The 17,169-nt window shown below is 72.6% G+C and carries 16 protein-coding genes; 14 read left to right on the forward strand and 2 right to left on the reverse strand.

Annotated elements, in window-relative coordinates:
• Window positions 1-151 precede the first annotated feature (151 nt).
• The 7 genes from ftsZ (at window position 152) to AB3388_RS11480 (ending at window position 5,744) form a co-directional block, all read left to right on the forward strand.
• Window positions 152-1,471, forward strand: a complete 1,320-nt coding sequence (ftsZ, locus tag AB3388_RS11450) for a cell division protein FtsZ (RefSeq protein WP_495410897.1) — start codon at window positions 152-154, stop codon at window positions 1,469-1,471.
• Between the two features lie 71 nt (window positions 1,472-1,542).
• Window positions 1,543-2,274 carry a peptidoglycan editing factor PgeF gene (gene pgeF, locus AB3388_RS11455; RefSeq protein ID WP_495410898.1) on the forward strand — a complete coding sequence of 244 codons (732 nt, stop codon included), beginning with the start codon at window positions 1,543-1,545 and terminating at the stop codon, window positions 2,272-2,274.
• A 46-nt stretch (window positions 2,275-2,320) separates the two neighbouring features.
• Entirely contained in the window at window positions 2,321-3,091 is a 771-nt protein-coding gene (locus AB3388_RS11460; protein ID WP_495410899.1) for a YggS family pyridoxal phosphate-dependent enzyme, read from the forward strand.
• Between the two features lie 66 nt (window positions 3,092-3,157).
• Window positions 3,158-3,898: a cell division protein SepF gene (locus AB3388_RS11465; protein ID WP_495410900.1), complete on the forward strand. Its 741-nt coding sequence runs from the start codon at window positions 3,158-3,160 to the stop codon at window positions 3,896-3,898.
• 55 nt (window positions 3,899-3,953) lie between these two features.
• Entirely contained in the window at window positions 3,954-4,250 is a 297-nt protein-coding gene (locus AB3388_RS11470) for a YggT family protein (protein ID WP_448623844.1), read from the forward strand.
• A gap of 100 nt (window positions 4,251-4,350) precedes the next feature.
• Window positions 4,351-5,085 carry a DivIVA-like cell division protein Wag31 gene (wag31, locus tag AB3388_RS11475; RefSeq protein WP_495410901.1) on the forward strand — a complete coding sequence of 245 codons (735 nt, stop codon included), beginning with the start codon at window positions 4,351-4,353 and terminating at the stop codon, window positions 5,083-5,085.
• Between the two features lie 77 nt (window positions 5,086-5,162).
• Window positions 5,163-5,744 (forward strand): hypothetical protein, encoded by a 582-nt coding sequence (locus AB3388_RS11480; protein WP_495410902.1) that lies wholly within the window; start codon window positions 5,163-5,165, stop codon window positions 5,742-5,744.
• Between the two features lie 41 nt (window positions 5,745-5,785).
• Here AB3388_RS11480 and AB3388_RS11485 read toward each other — a convergent pair whose 3' ends face one another.
• Window positions 5,786-6,400 (reverse strand): endonuclease domain-containing protein, encoded by a 615-nt coding sequence (locus tag AB3388_RS11485; RefSeq protein ID WP_495410903.1) that lies wholly within the window; start codon window positions 6,398-6,400, stop codon window positions 5,786-5,788.
• A 335-nt stretch (window positions 6,401-6,735) separates the two neighbouring features.
• Window positions 6,736-9,888 (reverse strand): isoleucine--tRNA ligase, encoded by a 3,153-nt coding sequence (ileS, locus tag AB3388_RS11490; protein ID WP_495410904.1) that lies wholly within the window; start codon window positions 9,886-9,888, stop codon window positions 6,736-6,738.
• Window positions 9,889-9,957: 69 nt separating this feature from the next.
• On the opposite strand from ileS, the gene AB3388_RS11495 reads away from it, so the two are divergent.
• The 7 genes from AB3388_RS11495 (at window position 9,958) to AB3388_RS11525 (ending at window position 17,095) form a co-directional block, all read left to right on the forward strand.
• Window positions 9,958-10,134, forward strand: a complete 177-nt coding sequence (locus AB3388_RS11495) for a hypothetical protein (RefSeq protein WP_495410905.1) — start codon at window positions 9,958-9,960, stop codon at window positions 10,132-10,134.
• A gap of 70 nt (window positions 10,135-10,204) precedes the next feature.
• Complete coding sequence (locus AB3388_RS11500) at window positions 10,205-11,707, forward strand: potassium/proton antiporter (RefSeq protein ID WP_495411452.1); 1,503 nt, start codon at window positions 10,205-10,207, stop codon at window positions 11,705-11,707.
• A 43-nt stretch (window positions 11,708-11,750) separates the two neighbouring features.
• Complete coding sequence (locus AB3388_RS11505) at window positions 11,751-12,338, forward strand: hypothetical protein (protein WP_495410906.1); 588 nt, start codon at window positions 11,751-11,753, stop codon at window positions 12,336-12,338.
• A gap of 210 nt (window positions 12,339-12,548) precedes the next feature.
• Window positions 12,549-13,673, forward strand: coding sequence for an ABC transporter ATP-binding protein (locus AB3388_RS11510; protein ID WP_495410907.1), 1,125 nt, complete (start codon window positions 12,549-12,551; stop codon window positions 13,671-13,673).
• A 110-nt stretch (window positions 13,674-13,783) separates the two neighbouring features.
• On the forward strand, window positions 13,784-15,100 hold the full coding sequence (locus tag AB3388_RS11515) for an ABC transporter substrate-binding protein (RefSeq protein WP_495410908.1): 1,317 nt from the start codon (window positions 13,784-13,786) through the stop codon (window positions 15,098-15,100).
• A gap of 82 nt (window positions 15,101-15,182) precedes the next feature.
• Window positions 15,183-16,166, forward strand: a complete 984-nt coding sequence (locus tag AB3388_RS11520) for a carbohydrate ABC transporter permease (protein ID WP_495410909.1) — start codon at window positions 15,183-15,185, stop codon at window positions 16,164-16,166.
• Entirely contained in the window at window positions 16,163-17,095 is a 933-nt protein-coding gene (locus AB3388_RS11525; RefSeq protein ID WP_495410910.1) for a carbohydrate ABC transporter permease, read from the forward strand. Before AB3388_RS11520 ends, AB3388_RS11525 begins: the two co-directional genes overlap by 4 nt.
• Window positions 17,096-17,169: the final 74 nt, after the last annotated feature.

Genomic DNA, 17,169 nt, shown 5'->3' on the forward strand with positions numbered 1-17,169 from the left:
GAGGTCGGTGAGAACTCGTGCCACCGACACGCCGATCGCCTCGGGGTGTTTGTGCCGCCCCTCCGGCCTGCCTAACTTCCTCTCCGTCGACCGAGTTGACATAACTGTAAGCCTGTACTTGAGGATGAGGGTCCACGTTGGGGAGCGCCGCATGACACCTCCGCACAACTATCTAGCGGTCATCAAGGTCGTCGGCATCGGCGGCGGCGGGGTGAACGCGGTCAACCGGATGATCGAGGTCGGCCTCAAGGGGGTCGAGTTCATCGCCATCAACACCGACGCCCAGGCGCTGCTGATGAGCGACGCCGACGTCAAGCTCGACGTCGGCCGCGAGCTCACCCGCGGCCTCGGCGCCGGCGCGCAGCCCGACGTGGGCCGCCAGGCCGCCGAGGACCACCGCGAGGAGATCGAGGAGGTGCTCAAGGGCGCCGACATGGTCTTCGTGACCGCGGGCGAGGGCGGTGGCACGGGCACCGGCGGTGCGCCGGTCGTCGCCTCGATCGCGCGCAAGCTCGGTGCGCTGACCATCGGCGTCGTCACCCGCCCGTTCGCCTTCGAGGGCAAGCGGCGCGCGGTGCAGGCCGAGTCCGGCATCGAGGAGCTGCGCAACGAGTGCGACACGCTCATCGTGATCCCGAACGACCGGCTGCTGCAGCTGGGCGACCGCAACGTCAGCGTCATGGACGCCTTCCGGACGGCCGACCAGGTGCTGCTCTCCGGTGTCCAGGGCATCACCGACCTGATCACCACGCCCGGCCTGATCAACCTGGACTTCGCCGACGTCAAGTCGGTCATGTCCGGGGCCGGGTCGGCGCTGATGGGCATCGGCAGCGCCCGCGGGGACAACCGTGCCCTGCTCGCCGCCGAGCAGGCGATCGCCAGCCCGCTGCTCGAGGCCTCGATGGAGGGCGCGCACGGCGTTCTGCTGTCGATCTCCGGCGGCTCGGACCTCGGCCTGTTCGAGATCAACGAGGCCGCCTCGCTGGTCTCCGACGCCGCGCACTCCGACGCCAACATCATCTTCGGCGCGGTCATCGACGACGCCCTGGGTGACGAGGTGCGGGTGACGGTCATCGCCGCCGGCTTCGACGGCGGGCGGCCCAGCAGCCGCAAGGACGCCGGGGTCGCCGCGGTACCGGCCGGCACCTCCGCCGCGGGCGCGTTCACCCCGGGCCTGCCGCACCGGACGCCGGCCGCGCCGGTCGCGCCGGTCGCCGCCCCGATCGCCACGGGGGAGCGCCTGCTCGGCTCGCCGGCGACCTCGGGCGCGACCGCGTCGGCCGCGGCCGCGGCGCCGGTGCCCCCGCCGGCCCCGGTCGTCCCGCCGGCGCCCGCCGTGCCGGCGCGGCCCGCCGCGCCGCTCACCGTCCCGCCGCTGCCGCCGGTCTCCGGGTCGGTCACCGGCCGCCGGCCGCTGTCCAGCGAGGACTTCGAGGAGGAGCTCGACATCCCGGAGTTCCTGCGCAACTGAAAGGACCCCGCTGCCCCCACGCCCCGCCCGCTCGGCGCGGGACCCTGCAGCGGGGCCGTAGCGTGACGCGCATGACCTCGTCCCCGGCCGCCTCGCCGTCGGTGCGACCCCGCAAGGTCGTCACCGATCGGCGGGGCGGCCGGTCCGCGTCTCCGTACGACTCGTTCAACCTCGGCGCGCACGTCGGCGACCGGCCGGAGGACGTCGCCGCCAACCGCGAGCGGCTCGCCCGGGAGCTGGGCGTGCCGGGGGAGCGGCTGGTCTGGATGACCCAGGTGCACGGCGCCGGCGTCGCCGTCGTGGACCGGCCGCAGGAGGCGCCGCTGCCCGACGCCGACGCCCTGGTGACGGCGCAGCCGGGGCTGGTGCTGTGCGTGCTGGTCGCCGACTGCGTGCCGGTGCTTCTCAGCGACGCCGACGCCGGGGTGGTCGCCGCGGTGCACGCCGGGCGCGAGGGTCTGCGGCAGAAGGTGGTGCCCGCCGCGCTCGCCGCGATGGGCCGGCTCGGCGCCCGCCCGCGGAACATCACCGCGCTGCTGGGCCCGGCCGTCTGCGGTGCCTGCTACGAGGTGCCCGCCGCGATGCAGGCCGAGGTGGCGCGGGTGGCGCCGGGCGCCGCGGTCCGCACCCGTCAGGGGACACCCGGCCTGGACCTGCGGGCCGGCGTGGCCGAGCAGCTGGGCCGGGCCGGCGTCGGGCAGGTCGTGCACGACCCCCGGTGCACCGTCGAGGACCGTTTCCTCTTCTCCCACCGCCGCGACGGCGTCACGGGCCGCCAGGCCGGTCTCGTCTGGCTGAGCTGATCTGGCCATGACCGCGGGCGTCCGGTCTCGCTGCGACGATGCACCCGTGTCTGCGAGCCGCTTCGAGGAGAACCTGCGCGCCGTGCGGGAGCGGATCGCCGCGGCCGCCCGGGCCGCCGGGCGGGACCCGGCGGGGGTGCGGCTGGTCGCGGTCAGCAAGACCTGGCCGGCCGGCGACGTCCGCGCGCTGGCCGCGCTCGGCCAGGCCGACTTCGGCGAGAACCGGGCCCAGGAACTGCTGGCCAAGGCCGCCGAGCTGACCGACGTTCCCGTGCGCTGGCACTTCGTGGGGCAGCTGCAGCGCAACAAGGCCGCCGCCGTCGCCCGGCTCGGCGCCGTCGTCCACTCGGTCGACCGGCTGTCGCTGGCCGAGACCCTGGCCCGCGCCGGCGAGGCCGGCGGGCGGCCGGTCGACGTCCTCCTGCAGGTCGACCTCGGCGGCCCGGCGGGGGAGGAGGCCGCCCGCGGCGGCGCCGACCCGGCCGACGTCCCCGGCCTGGCCGACGCCGTCGCCGGGCTGGACGGGCTGCGGCTGCGGGGCCTCATGGCCGTGGCGCCCCGCGGGGTGGAGCCCGGCCCCGCCTTCGCCCGCCTGGCCGCGCTCGCCGAGCGGGTGCGGGCCGACCACCCGGGGGCCACCGAGCTGTCGGCCGGCATGAGCGAGGACCTGGAGGCGGCGATCGCATCCGGCGCGACGCTCGTGCGTGTCGGAACCGCGATCTTCGGCGCGCGCCCCCTACCCTCCGGTGAGGATCGGGGGATCCCAGCCACACGAGTCACACCAGTCACACGGGACACGGACGACCCACGAGTGTGATGTCTCGTTGGACGAAGTTGACGAAACGACCGCGACGCTGAGGACACCAGTAGAGGGGGAGGTCCGATGGCCGGAGCCATGCGCAGGATGGGTATCTATCTCGGGCTCGTCGAGGACGACGACGCCCGGGCCTACGGCCGGTACGACGCCCGCCAGGCCGACTACCCCGAGCGCGCCGACGACCGCCGTTACGGCCGGTACGAGGACTCCCGCTACGGGACCGCCGACTACCCCGACGACCGGTACGCCGACAAGAACTTCGCCGACGAGCACTACGGCGCCGGCTACGCCGACGACGAGCTCGACGCCGAGGAGCCGCCGCCGGCGCGCGAGCCCGAGCCGGTGACCGCGCGCCGGCCGAGCACCGCGCGCCCGCCGCTGGGCCTGGCCCCCTCCGGGTCCACCGCCGGCGCCGTCCGCACGGGCAGCAGCCTCGGCAGCGGCTCGTCCGCCGGTGTCGGCGCGGCCGGGCTGGCCGTCCGCGAGCCGGTCGCGGCCGCTCCGGAGCCGGCGCCCGCGCCCCCGAAGACCTACCGGATCACCACCGTGCACCCGCGCACCTACAACGAGGCGCGCGAGATCGGCGAGCGGTTCCGCGAGGGCTGCCCGGTCATCATGAACCTCACCGAGCTCGACGACGCCGACGCCAAGCGGCTCGTCGACTTCGCCGCGGGTCTCATCTTCGGACTTCGCGGTAGTATCGAGCGGGTCACGGCGAAGGTGTTCCTGCTCAGCCCGAGGGACGTCGACGTGACCGCCGAGGACAAGGCGCGGATCCGCGAGGGCGGGTTCTTCAACCAGTCCTGAGGCGTTGGCAGGCAGGTGACAACGGCACGCGAGGTGCCCCGAACGAGCGAGGACCGTGGCTCTCTTCTGGCAGATCGTCTCCTCGGTGCTGCTCGTCTTCCTCGTGCTGCTGTTCGCCCGTTTCGTCGTCGACTGGGTGATGGTGCTGGCGCGGAGCTGGCGCCCGCAGGGCCTGGTCGCAGCGGGTCTGGAGGTCGTCTACTCGACGACGGACCCCCCGCTGAAGGCCATCCGCAAGGTGATCCCGCCCTTGAACCTGGGGTCGGTCCGTTTGGACCTCGGGTTTATGGTGCTGCTCATCGCCGTACTCATCCTTCGCAGCTTCACGTTGTCGCTCGCTAACCCCCTGTGACCGAACGACAGCCCAGGGGCGCAGGCCGCACCAGGTGCGTGGTCCACCGCCGCTCGCCCGAGAACGACCCTGTTCCCGCCGTCCGACCCGAGGTGACCCGATGCCACTGACGCCTGCCGACGTGCACAACGTCGTCTTCAAGAAGCCGCCGATCGGCAAGCGCGGCTACGACGAGGACGAGGTGGACGCCTTCCTCGACGTCGTGGAGGCCGAGCTCGCCCGCCTGATCGAGGAGAACAACGAGCTGCGCGCCAGCGGCAGCCGCGCCGCCGCCCCGCGGGTGGACGAGCGCCCCGAGCCGCCGGCGCCGGCCCCCGTCGTCCAGGCGCCCCCGCCGCCGGCCGTCGCGGCCCCGCGCGAGGACGACAGCGCCCGGGCCTCCCGGATGCTGGCGCTGGCCACCGAGACCGCCGACCGGTACGTCAACGAGGCCAAGACCCAGGCCGAGCAGATGCTGGTCAGCGCGAAGACCAACAGCGAGCGGCTGATGTCCGACGCGCGGGCCAAGAGCGAGCAGATGGTCAGCGAGGCCAAGCACCGCGCCGACTCGATGGTCGGCGACGCCCGCACCCGCGCCGACACGATGGAGCGCGAGGCGCGCGCCAAGGCGGCCGCCCTCGAGCAGGACGCCGAGCGCCGGCACGCCGAGGCGGTCAGCACGCTGGAGGAGAAGCGCACCAGCCTCGAGCGCAAGATCGAGGAGCTGCGCACCTTCGAGCGCGAGTACCGCACCCGCCTGCGCTCCTACCTCGAGTCGCACCTGCGCGACCTCGACAGCCGCGGTTCCGCGGAGCCGGCGATCAACAGCCGGCAGACGCAGCACGCGGGCGCCTGACGCCCCCAGGCTCGCCCAGCGGCCCCCGGACCTCGTGTCCGGGGGCCGCTGTCGTTCCCCGCGGTTATCGTGCAGGCGTGATCTTGGCTGCGGGGCTGCTCGTGCTGCTGGGGCTCGGCCTGTTCGTCGCCGGGCTCGCCACGGGGACGACGGTGCTCTACTGGGCCACCGTGGCGGTCTGCGCCGCGGCCGCCGTCCTCCTGGTGCTCTCGCGGCGCGGCCTGGCCGCGGAGGCGTCCCGGGGACGCCGCCCCGCCGACCTGGCCACCACTGCCGAGGTCCCCGGTGCCACCCCGGATGCCCCCGCCGCGCCCACCGGGCCGGACGCCGACGGCCAGGCCGCGGCCGCCGCCGAGCCGGAAGCCGTCGAGCGCGCCCCGGTGACCCCGCCGCACGCGCCCGCCACCGAGGCGAAGGGCGAGCCGCCGGTCGAGGACGTCGAGGTCACCGACCTGCTGCTCGTCGTCGACCTCAAGGACGAGGTGTTCGTCGTCGACGAGCACCCGCGCTACCACCTGGCCGACTGCCGCCGCCTCGCCGGCCAGACCGCGATCCCGCTGCCGATCGACGAGGCTCGCACCGACGGCTTCACCCCCTGCGGCGTCTGCTCGCCCGACCGCGCCACCGCCGAGCGCGAGCGCGCCCGCCGAAGAGCCTGAGGGAAGGCCCTCGTCCCTGGGACTTTCCGCGCCGAAAGTCCTCAGAGAGCTGCGGCGATCCGGGTGACGACAGCCGTCATGTCGCGCAGATCGGCCGCGCTGAGCCGGATCACGCGCCAACCGGCCGCGACCAGCCGGCGGTAGCGCTCGTCGTCCCGCCGGATCTGCATGCCCTCGAAGTGGTAGGCGCCCTCGTACTCCACGACGAGCCGAGCTTCTGGCCAGGCCAGGTCGACCCGTCCCAGGAACTCCCCGGACTCCATGACGACGTACTGAGGCACCGGAAGCGGCAACCCTCCTCTGATGCAGGCCACGCGCACCCAGGACTCCGGCGGGCTCTCGCTGCGGCCGTCGATCAGTGGAGCGACCACGGCCGCGCGGCTCGACCGCCAACGACCCCGTGCGGTGTCGGTCAGTCTGCCGAATGCGGCCACGTCCAGGGTGCCGGCTCCGGCCATGGCATCGAGCAGGCCTACGGCGGTGGCCACCGTTTCCAGGGTCGCCACGTCCCAGGCCGTCCGCAGCGCCGTCGTGAGGCGGAGGTCGTCGGCGAGGGTGACCTCGTTCGGCGCCAATTCCGTTCGATGGACCCGCACACCACTCGGGCCTCGCCAGGCGGAATCCGGCGCCACCAGGACGACGACGGGCTCGGTCACCGCGGCGAAGGGCGCCCCGTACCAAGCGGCTGCGGACCGGCCCCCCAGTGCCGCATCAGCGGGCATGAGGAGTCCCGCGGCCCGGGCGCGCAGCTGATGGTTGACCGGGATGCCCGGATCCGCATAGACGTTGCGCAGCAGGCGGCGGTAGAGCCCCGACTTGAGCTGCTTCTCGGTGGCGGCACCTTCGGCGACCGCGTGCGACCCGAGGAAGACACCGTGCAGTGCTTGGATCCGTGACACCGACGCAGCGTGAACGAACCTCGGGTGCCCGCGCCGTCGTCGTCCACAGGGGGCGGTCGAACGGGACTTTCCGCGCGGAAAGTCCCTAGAGGTCAGGCGGTGGCCCTCGCGAGCCAGAAGCGGGAGCCGTCGGGACCCTCCAGCGCCGTCCCCGGGCCGGCCTCGCGGGCGTGGACGGCGACCGCGAGCACCTCGCCGGCGACCTGCTCGGCGTGTTCGGCCAGCGCCTGCGCCATCGCGCCCTCCGCCGTCCACCACAGCTCGATCCGGTCGCTGACCGCGAGCCCGCTGGACTTGCGGCCCTCCTGGACCAGCCGGACCGCCTCGCGCACCAGGCCGGCGCGCTCCAGTTCCGGGGTGAGCTCCAGGTCCAGCGCGACGGTGAGGCCGCCGCCGCTGGCCACGGTCCAGCCCTCGCGCGGGGTCTCGGTGACGATCAGGTCGCCCTCCTCCAGCCGCACCGGCGCGCCGTCGACCTCGACCGTCGCCGTCCCCGCCCGGTAGGCGGCGACCAGCTCCGCCGGGTGGGCCCCGGCGACCGCCTTCGCGACGGCCTGCACCTGCTTGCCGAGCCGCCGTCCGACGGCGCGGAAGTCGATCTTCACGCTCACGTCGACCAGGTCGCCGCCGACCGCGGCCAGCTCGGAGAGCTCGGCGACGTTGAGCTCGTCGGCCACCTCGGCCACCAGGTCGCGCGGCAGGTCCCGCCAGCCGGGCGCCGCGACCACGGCGCGGGCCAGCGGCTGCCGGGTGCGCACCTTCGCCGAGGTCCGCGCGGCGCGGCCGAGCTCGACCAGTCGCCGCACCAGGGCGACCTGCTCGACCAGCCGCTCGTCGCGGGCGCCCTCGTCGACGGCCGGCCACGAGGAGAGGTGGACGGAGTCGGCCGCGTCGACCAGCCCCGGGGCGACCGCCCGGCCCCACACCTCCTCGGTGACGAAGGGCGTGAACGGGGCCATGAGCCGGGTCAGCCCGTCGAGCACCTCGTGCAGCGTGCCGAGCGCGGCCGGGTCGCCGTCCCAGAACCGGCGGCGCGAGCGCCGGACGTACCAGTTGGACAGGTCGTCGACGAACTGCGCGATCAGCCGGCCGGCGCCCTGGGTGTCGAAGTCCTCGAGCGCCCGGGTGACCCCGTCGGTGACCGAGGCCAGCTCGGCCAGCGCCCAGCGGTCCAGCAGCGGCCGGTCGGCCCGCGGCGGGGCGGGGGAGACGGCCGGGTCCCAGCCGTTGGTCTCGGCGTACAGGGTGAAGAAGCTGGCGGTGTTCCAGTAGGTCAGCAGCACCTTCCGGACCACCTCGGACAGCGTCTCGTGCCCCACCCGGCGGGCCGACCACGGCGAGCCGCCGGCCAGCATGAACCACCGGACGGCGTCGGCGCCGTGCCGGTCCATCAGCGGGATCGGCTCGAGGATGTTGCCGAGGTGCTTGCTCATCTTGCGGCCGTCCTCGGCCAGGATGTGGCCGAGGCACAGGACGTTCTCGTAGGAGCTCTTCCCGAACACGAGCGTGCCGACGGCCATGAGCGAGTAGAACCAGCCGCGGGTCTGGTCGATCGCCTCGCAGATGAACTGGGCCGGGTAGGCCGCCTCGAACTCCTCGGCGTTGCGGTACGGCGCGCCCCACTGGGCGAACGGCATCGAACCGGAGTCGTACCAGGCGTCGATGACCTGCGGCACCCGCCGGAAGGTGCCCTCCTCGCCGGGCAGCGTGAAGGTGACCTCGTCGATGAACGGCCGGTGCGGGTCGAGGTCGGACAGGTCGCGGCCGGTCAGCTCGGACAGCTCGGCCAGCGAGCCGACGGCGACCACCCGCGACGGGTCGGCGTCGTTGCGCCAGATCGGCAGCGGGGTGCCCCAGTACCGGTCGCGGGAGAGCGCCCAGTCGACGTTGTTGCGCAGCCAGTCGCCGTAGCGCCCCCACTGGATGGTCGGCGGGTACCAGTGCGTGCGCTCGTTCTCGGCGAGCAACTGGCCCTTGACCGCGCTGGTCCGGATGTACCAGGACGGCTGCGCGTAGTACATGAGCGGCGTGTGGCAACGCCAGCAGTGCGGATAGCTGTGCTCGTAGCGCTGCTCGCGGAAGAGCACGCCGCGCTTCTTCAGGTCCTCGACCAGGCCGGGATCCGCCGCCTTGAAGAAGTGCCCGCCGACCAGCCCGACCTCGGGCAGGAAGTGCCCCGACGGGTCGATCGGGTTGACCACCGGCAGCCCGTAGGCCCGGCAGACCGCGAGGTCGTCGGCGCCGAACGCGGGGGACTGGTGCACCAGGCCGGTGCCGTCCTCGGTGGTCACGTAGTCGGCCAGGACGACGTAGTGCGCGTCCCCGTCGGGGAACTCGACCACGTCGAACGGCCGCCGGTAGTGCACCCGTTCCCAGTCGCGGCCGCTCGTGCGGGCCAGCACCTCGGCGCCCTCGCCCAGGACCGCGGTCAGCAGCGGCTCGGCGACGACGAAGATGCCGGCGTCCGTGCGCGCCACCGCGTACGTCACGTCCGGGTGGACGGCGACGGCGGTGTTCGACGGCAGCGTCCACGGCGTCGTCGTCCAGATGAGCAGGTCGGCCTTGCCGGCCCACTCGCCGCTGGTGACCGGCAGCCGCACGTACACCGACGGGTCGGTGATCGACTCGTAGCCCTGCGCGACCTCGTGGTCGGACAGGCCGGTGCCGCAGCGCGGGCAGTACGGGGCCACCCGGTGGTCCTCGACCAGCAGGCCCTTCTCGAAGACCTGCTTGAGCGACCACCAGACGCTCTCGATGTAGGCCGGGTCCATCGTCCAGTAGGCGGTGGACAGGTCGACCCAGTAGCCCATCCGCCGGGTCAGCTCGGTGAACGCGTCCACGTGCCGCTCCACCGACTCGCGGCAGCGGGCGTTGAACTCGGCGATGCCGTAGCGCTCGATGTCGGGCTTGCCGGCGAAGCCGAGCTCCTGCTCGACCGCGATCTCCACCGGCAGGCCGTGGCAGTCCCAGCCGGCGCGGCGCGGCACGTGCCAGCCCTGCATGGTCTTGAACCGGGGGAAGACGTCCTTGAACGCCCGCGCCTCGATGTGGTGGGTGCCCGGGCGGCCGTTGGCCGTGGGCGGGCCCTCGTAGAAGTTCCACTGCGGCGACCCCGCGGTGCTCTCCATCGACCGGGCGAAGACCTTGTCGGCCTCCCAGCGCTGCAGGATCTCCTGCTCCAGCGCGGGCAGGTCGACCTGCGGGGGGAGGGCCGAGAAGGGGCCGGTGGCGCGCGGATCACTCACGGCGCCCATTGTCCCCGAGCCGACAACCGGGTTCGCGCAGGCGGGTCGCCCAGCGCCTAGCCTTCCGCCGTGACCCGCTACCGCTTCCTCGACGGGATGGGCGACGTGGTGGCCGAGGGGGAGTTCGACCGGCACGCGGACGCCCTGGCGTGGGCCGAGGACGACGAGCGCGAGGAGGAGGTCCAGCGCGTCGAGTTCCTCGGTCCCGACGGCGACTGGCGCTGGGCCGGGGCGCTGCGCGGCTGAGTGCGTTCCCGGCCGGAGCGGGCGCGGTACGGAAAACTGCGCGCATGGAGCGGGGCGCGCGGTGAACACGATGGTCACCGTCGGGCTCGCCGTCGGGGCGCTCGTCGTCCTCGTCGCCGCGGTGGCGCTGCGCCTCGCCGACCGCCTGGGCCTGCCCAGCCTGCTGCTCTACCTCGCCCTCGGGGTGGCGCTGGGGGAGGCCGGCGCCGGCGTCCAGTTCGAGGACTTCTCCCTGACGCAGACGCTCGGCGTCGCCGCGCTCGTGGTGATCCTCGCCGAGGGCGGGCTGACCACCCGCTGGGCCGACGTCCGCCGGGCGATCGGGCCGGGGCTGGCGCTGGCCACCGTCGGTGTCGCGGTCAGCGTCGTCGCCACCGCGGCGATCGCGGTCTGGCTGCTCGACTTCTCCTGGGGGCTCGCCCTGCTGCTCGCGGCGGTGGTCAGCTCCACCGACGCCGCCGCCGTCTTCGCCACCCTGCGCCGCCTCCCGCTGCCGCGCCGCATGGCCGCGGCGCTGGAGGTCGAGAGCGGCCTCAACGACGCCCCCGTCATCCTGCTGGTCACCGTGCTGGCCGAGCGGCTCACGACCGGCACCGAGCAGGCCTGGTGGCTGACCGGCCTGATCATCGCCGGCGAGCTGCTCGGCGGCGCCGCCATCGGCGTCGTGACCGGGTTCGCCGGCGTCGAACTCCTGCGCCGCTCGGCGCTGCCGCTGTCCGGCTTCTACCCGCTGGCCACGCTGGCCCTGTGCGTGCTGGCCTTCTCCTCGGCCGCGCTCGCGCACACCTCCGGCTTCGTGGCCGTCTACCTGTGCGGCCTGGTCCTCGGCAACGCGCCGCTGCCGCACCGGTCGGCGAGCATCGGGTTCGCCGAGGGCATGGCCTCGCTGGCCCAGATCGGCCTGTTCGTGATGCTCGGGCTGCTGGTCTCCCCGGACCGCCTGACCGGCGCCGTGGGGCCGGCGCTGCTGGTCGGGCTGGCGCTGCTGCTGCTGGCCCGCCCGCTGTCGGTCGCCGCCAGCCTGGTCTGGTTCCGCATGCCCTGGCCCCAGCAGGCGTTCGTCTCCTGGGCGGGGCTGCGCGGCGCCGTCCCCATCGTGCTGGCCACCTTCCCCCTGACCGCCGGCGTGCCCGGGGCGACCGTGGTGTTCGACACCGTGTTCGTGCTCGTCGTCGTGTTCACGATCGTGCAGGGCTGGTCGCTGCCCTGGGTGGCGCGCCGGCTCGGCATCGCCACCCCGCTGACCCCCCGCGAGGTGCAGGTGGAGTCCGCCCCGCTGGAGGAGCTGGACGCCGACCTCATGCAGATGACCATCCCCGCGGGGTCCCGGCTGCACGGGGTCTACCTCCCGGAGCTGCGGCTGCCCGAGGACGCCGCCGTGGTCCTGATCGTGCGGGGCGGGCGCTCCTTCGTGCCGGACGAGACCACCCGCCTGATGCGCGGCGACCAGGCGCTGCTGGTCTCCGCCAGACGGTCGCGGGCGGAGGCCGAACGGCGGTTGCGGGCGGTCAGCCGGGCCGGCCGGCTGGCCAGCTGGCGCGGGGAGAGCGGCGCCGCGGGCGAGGCGGACTGAGCGCTGCCTGGCCGCCGGGGCCGCCGCGGCCGACGATGACGCCGTGCCCGCCGGCGTCGACCTCATCGAGAGCGGTGACCCGCCGTTCCGGCGCTGGGCGGCGCTCCCGCGGCGGTGGCGCCGGGCCGCGGTCCTCCTCGCCGTCGTCGTCCTGCTGGGCGCGGGGCTGCTCGCGGTGCGCGGCTGGGCCGCCGAGCGCGCGCTCCGGCAGCAGGTGCGCATCACCGCGGCGCTCGAGGTCGAGATCAGTCCGGCGTCCCCGGTGGGCGGCTCGGTCCTCTACTACGTCGTCGTGCGCAACGACGGCGCCCGTCCGCTGTGGGTCACCTCGGTGGAGGGCGGGTCCGGCCGGCTGCGGCTGCGCACGCGGGACGACGCCGAGCGGCGGATCGACCCGGGGCGACTGGCCCTGATCCCCGCGTCGCTCCGGCTGACCTGCACCGCGGGGGACGGCGCCCCGGCGGCCCTGACCGTGGACGTCCGGGTGCGGCGCGAGGACGCCGGGCCGACGTCGCGGCGGGTCGAGGTCCGGCGCGCCGGCCCCGCGCTGGACGCCGCCGAGACGCTCTGCGCCGCCCGCCCCGGGCTCCGCGGGCACGAGCTCTCCGGCCCCGTCGTCCGGTCGGGATGACCGTGCGACCGACCCCTCGAGACGCCCGCAGCGAGAAAGATCACCGGCAGGTAACGGTACGGATCGGTTGAGGTCCTCCCTGTGGCACGCACCACAAGCGCGTGCCAAGGTTCCGATGAACGCACCTGGAGGTCGAGCAGCGGCCGGGCCTGACGCGCGGGCCGGCGCGGCTCTCCGGGTGCACCGGCAGAGCGGAGAGGATCGACCCCGATGGCCGCAATCACGTACGACCACACGACCATCCAGTACCCGGGTGCTGAACGGCCGTCGGTGAACGCTCTGAACCTCGACATCGCCGACGGTGAGTTCCTCGTGCTCGTCGGCCCGTCCGGCTGCGGCAAGTCCACCTCGCTGCGCGCCCTCGCCGGGCTGGAGGCGGTGACCGAGGGCTCCATCCGGATCGGCGACCGCGACGTCACGCACCTGCCGCCCAAGGAGCGGGACATCGCGATGGTGTTCCAGAACTACGCGCTCTACCCGCACATGACGGTGGCCGACAACATGGGCTTCGCGCTCAAGATCGCCGGGATGAAGAAGGAGGAGATCCGCAGCCGCGTCGAGGACGCGGCGAAGATCCTCGACCTCGAGCCCTACCTGGACCGCAAGCCCAAGGCGCTCTCCGGCGGCCAGCGGCAGCGCGTCGCCATGGGCCGCGCGATCGTCCGCCACCCGCAGTGCTTCCTGATGGACGAGCCGCTGTCGAACCTCGACGCCAAGCTGCGCGTGCAGACCCGCACCCAGATCGCCGCGCTCCAGCGGCGGCTCGGGGTCACCACCGTCTACGTCACCCACGACCAGGTCGAGGCCATGACGATGGGCGACCGGGTCTGCGTGCTCAAGGACGGCTACCTGCAGCAGGTCGGCACGCCGCGCGAGCTCTACGACCGCCCGGACAACGTGTTCGTGGCCGGCTTCATCGGCTCCCCGGCGATGAACATCGTCGACCTGCCGCTGCTCCAGGACGGCGCCTGCATCGGTGACCGCACGCTGCCCCTGCAGCGGAACCAGCTCTCCGCCCTGTCCGGCGAGGGCGCCCAGACCGCGACCGTCGGCTTCCGCCCCGAGGCGGTCCGCGTCGTCGGCGACGGCGACGGCTTCCCGTTCGAGGTCGTCGTCGTCGAGGAGCTCGGCTCCGACGCCTACGCCTACGGCACGCTGCACGCCGGCCAGGGCGCCGGCGGCGGCGACAAGCTCATGACGATCCGCGTCGACGCCAAGCGCCCGCCCATGAAGGGCGAGACGATCCACATCCAGATCGCGCCCGAGGAGCTGCACGTCTTCAGCGCGGAGACCGGCCGCCGCATCTCCAGCGACGACCGGGTGCCCTCCGCCTGACCCTCGACCGCCGTCGTCCGGCGCCCACGCCGGCGCCGGACGGTCCGGACCCGTCCCCTCGCACCGCTTCCCCGCACCGCTCGAGCCAGCAAGTGTCCGAAGGAGTGCACATGCGCATCAGATCCACGTTCGGGGCGGTGGCGACGGCCGGCGCCGTCGCCGTCCTCACCACCGGCTGCCTGAGCTCCGGGGGCGGCGGGGGAGGCAGTGGGAACACCAGCAGCAGCATCGAGATCATGTACGGCTTCACCGGCCAGCAGTCGGACGACTTCATCGCCGTCGTCAAGCCCTGGGCGGACGACAACAACATCGACATCAAGTTCTCGCCGACCGCGAACTTCAACCAGCTCATCAACACCCGGGTGCAGGGCAACCAGCTCCCGGACATCGCGATCTTCCCGCAGCCGGGCATCATGCGGTCCATCGCCGACCGCGGGGACCTCGCCGACCTGTCCGACGTCCTGGACATGGGCGACCTCACGGACAACACGGTGCCGGGCGCGCTCGAGGCCGGGCAGTCCTCGGACGGCACGCAGTACGCGGTGCTGATCAGCTCGAACGTGAAGAGCATCGTGTACTTCCCCAAGGCGGCGGCGCAGCAGGCCGGGATCACGGTGGAAGGTCCCTCGACCTTCGACCAGCTCTCGAAGCTGACCGACACCATCGCGGGCACCGGGACCACGCCGTGGTGCTTCGGCATCGGCGCGGAGGCGGCCACCGGCTGGCCGGCCACCGACTGGGTCGAGAACCTCATGCTGATCAATTACGGCGGCGACGTCTACGACCAGTGGGTCAACCACGAGATCCCGTTCAACGACCCGAAGGTCCTCGACGTCCTCAACCAGATGGAGGCGCTGGTCCTCGCCGACGGGCACGTCAACGGCGGTCGGCAGTCGGTCGCGTCGAACAACTTCGGCACCGCCGGCAACGTCATGTTCGACACCCCGCCCGGCTGCTACATGTACCGCCAGGGCAACTTCCTGGTGCAGCCCGGCTTCTTCCCCGAGGACGTCGTCTCGAACCTGGACGACAGCGTGGGCGTGTTCCCGATGCCGGGCACGGCGGCGGACTCCAAGCCGGTCCTCGGTGGCGGTGACATGGCCGGGCTGTTCAGCGCCGACAACGACGCCGCGAAGAAGACGCTCGAGTACCTGACGTCCACCGAGTTCCAGGACGCGGCGATCGCGCAGTCGGACTCGTACATGGCCCCGCGGACCGACGCGGACCTGAACGGGTACAAGAGCGAGACGGCGAAGACCTTCGCCACCATCCAGAACGGGGCCACCGAATGGCGGTTCGACGGTTCGGACCAGATGCCCGGTGAGGTGGGCTCCGGCTCCTTCTGGAAGGAGATGACCGCCTGGATCGCCGGTCAGGAGGACGCCAAGACGGCGCTCGACAACATCGAGAACAGCTGGCCGGCCTGACGCCCGCTCGCCGGTGCCGGCGGTTCGCCGCCGGCACCGGCGAGGTCACCGCTGCCCCGCACCGCCCCGACGGGAGGGTCCCGTGACCATCAAGATCCTGAACGCGCTCATCGCCGTCGTCGGCGGCGTGATCGGCGCGATCCTCGTGTACTACCTGCTCAACAAGCTCGCCGAGATCCTCCCGGGCCGCTGGGAGGACCGGGTCAAGCCGTACCTGTTCCTGCTGCCGGCCCTGTTCGCCATCGGGCTCTACCTGATCTACCCGACGATCCAGACGGTCGTGTACAGCTTCGCCAACGCGGCCAGCACCGAGTTCGTCGGCCTGGACAACTACGGCAACCTGCTGTCCTCCAGCGGGTTCCAGAACACCCTGTTCAACACGCTGTTGTGGATCATCGTCGTCCCGGCCGGGACCATCGTGCTGGGCCTGCTGATCGCGACCCTCGCCGACCGGCTGCGGCCGCGCGGGGAGAAGTTCGCCAAGACGCTGATCTTCCTGCCGATGGCGATCGGGGGCGTGAGCGCCGCGGCCATCTGGCGGTTCATCTACGCGGCCAACCCGCCGACGCAGGACCAGGTCGGCCTGCTCAACGGCATCTGGGTCGGCCTCGGCGGGGAACCGGTCAACTGGCTGCAGCTGACGACGCTGCGGTTCAACAGCTTCCTGCTCATGGTCATCCTGCTGTGGGTGCAGGCCGGGTTCGCCATGGTCCTGCTCTCCGCCGCGATCAAGGGCGTGCCCACCGAGACCCTGGAGGCCGCCCGGCTCGACGGCGCCGGTGAGGGCGCCATCTTCTTCAAGATCATCGTGCCGCAGATCCGGACGACGATCATCACGGTGTTCATCACCGTGCTGATCACGGTGCTGAAGAGCTTCGACATCGTCTACGTGATGACGAACGGCAACTTCAACACCAACATCATCGCCGTCGACTTCTTCAACCAGTTGTTCACCAACAACAACGCCGGCTACGCCGCGGCGATCGTCGTGATGCTCATGATCATCATGATCCCGATCCTGGTGTTCCAGGTCCGCCAGTTCCGCGCCGAGGAGGCCGCCCGATGACCGGCAGCCAGACCGTCGCCCCGGTCCAGGTCCCCAAGGAACCGACGGCCGTCGGCGCCCGGGCCGGGCGAGGGCGCAAGCACGACCCGACGGCGCGTGCGTCCATCTGGGTCAAGATCGCGATCGTGATCATCTGCCTGCTGTGGATCATCCCCACGTTCGGGCTGGCCATCACGTCGTTCCGCCCGCAGGAGGCGGCGAACTCCACCGGCTGGTGGACCATCTTCACCAACCCGGCCCAGCTCACCGAGCTGACCCTGCAGAACTACAGCGACGTCTTCGACTTCGCCGACATGGGGACGGCGTTCGTCAACAGCCTGGCGATCACCATCCCGGCGACGATCATCCCGATCCTCATCGCCGCGTTCGCCGCCTACGCGTTCACGTTCATGGAGTTCCCCGGGCGCGATCTCCTGCTGATCCTGATCGTGGGCCTGCTGGTCGTGCCCACCCAGGTGGCGCTGGTCCCGCTGCTGCAGATCTACGGCAACCTGGGCATCAACGGCACGTTCCTCGCCATCTGGCTGGCGCACATCGGCTTCGGCATGCCGCTGGCCGTGTACATCACCCGCAACTACATGGCGACGCTGCCGAAGGAAGTGATCGAGTCCGCCAAGATCGACGGGGCCAGCCACTTCCAGACCTTCTGGCGGCTGATCCTGCCGATGTCCACCCCGGTGCTGGCGTCGTTCGCGATCTTCCAGTTCCTCTGGGTGTGGAACGACCTGCTCAACGCGCTGGTGTTCATCGGTCCCGGTGACAACCAGCCCCTGACCGTCGCCCTCAACCAGCTGCTCGGCCAGCAGGGCCAGGGCTGGCAGCTGCTCACCGCGGGCGGCCTGTTCACCATGCTGGTGCCGATCATCGTGTTCCTCTCGCTGCAGCGGTACTTCGTCCGCGGCCTGACCGCCGGGTCGGTGAAGGGCTGATCTCCGGCGACGTCCTCGCTCGCGTCGCCGTCGACCGGGAGCGGGCGCTGGTCTACGAGCACGGCTGGCAGTCG

The sequence above is a fragment of the Geodermatophilus sp. SMS 5-13 genome (assembly GCF_059428245.1).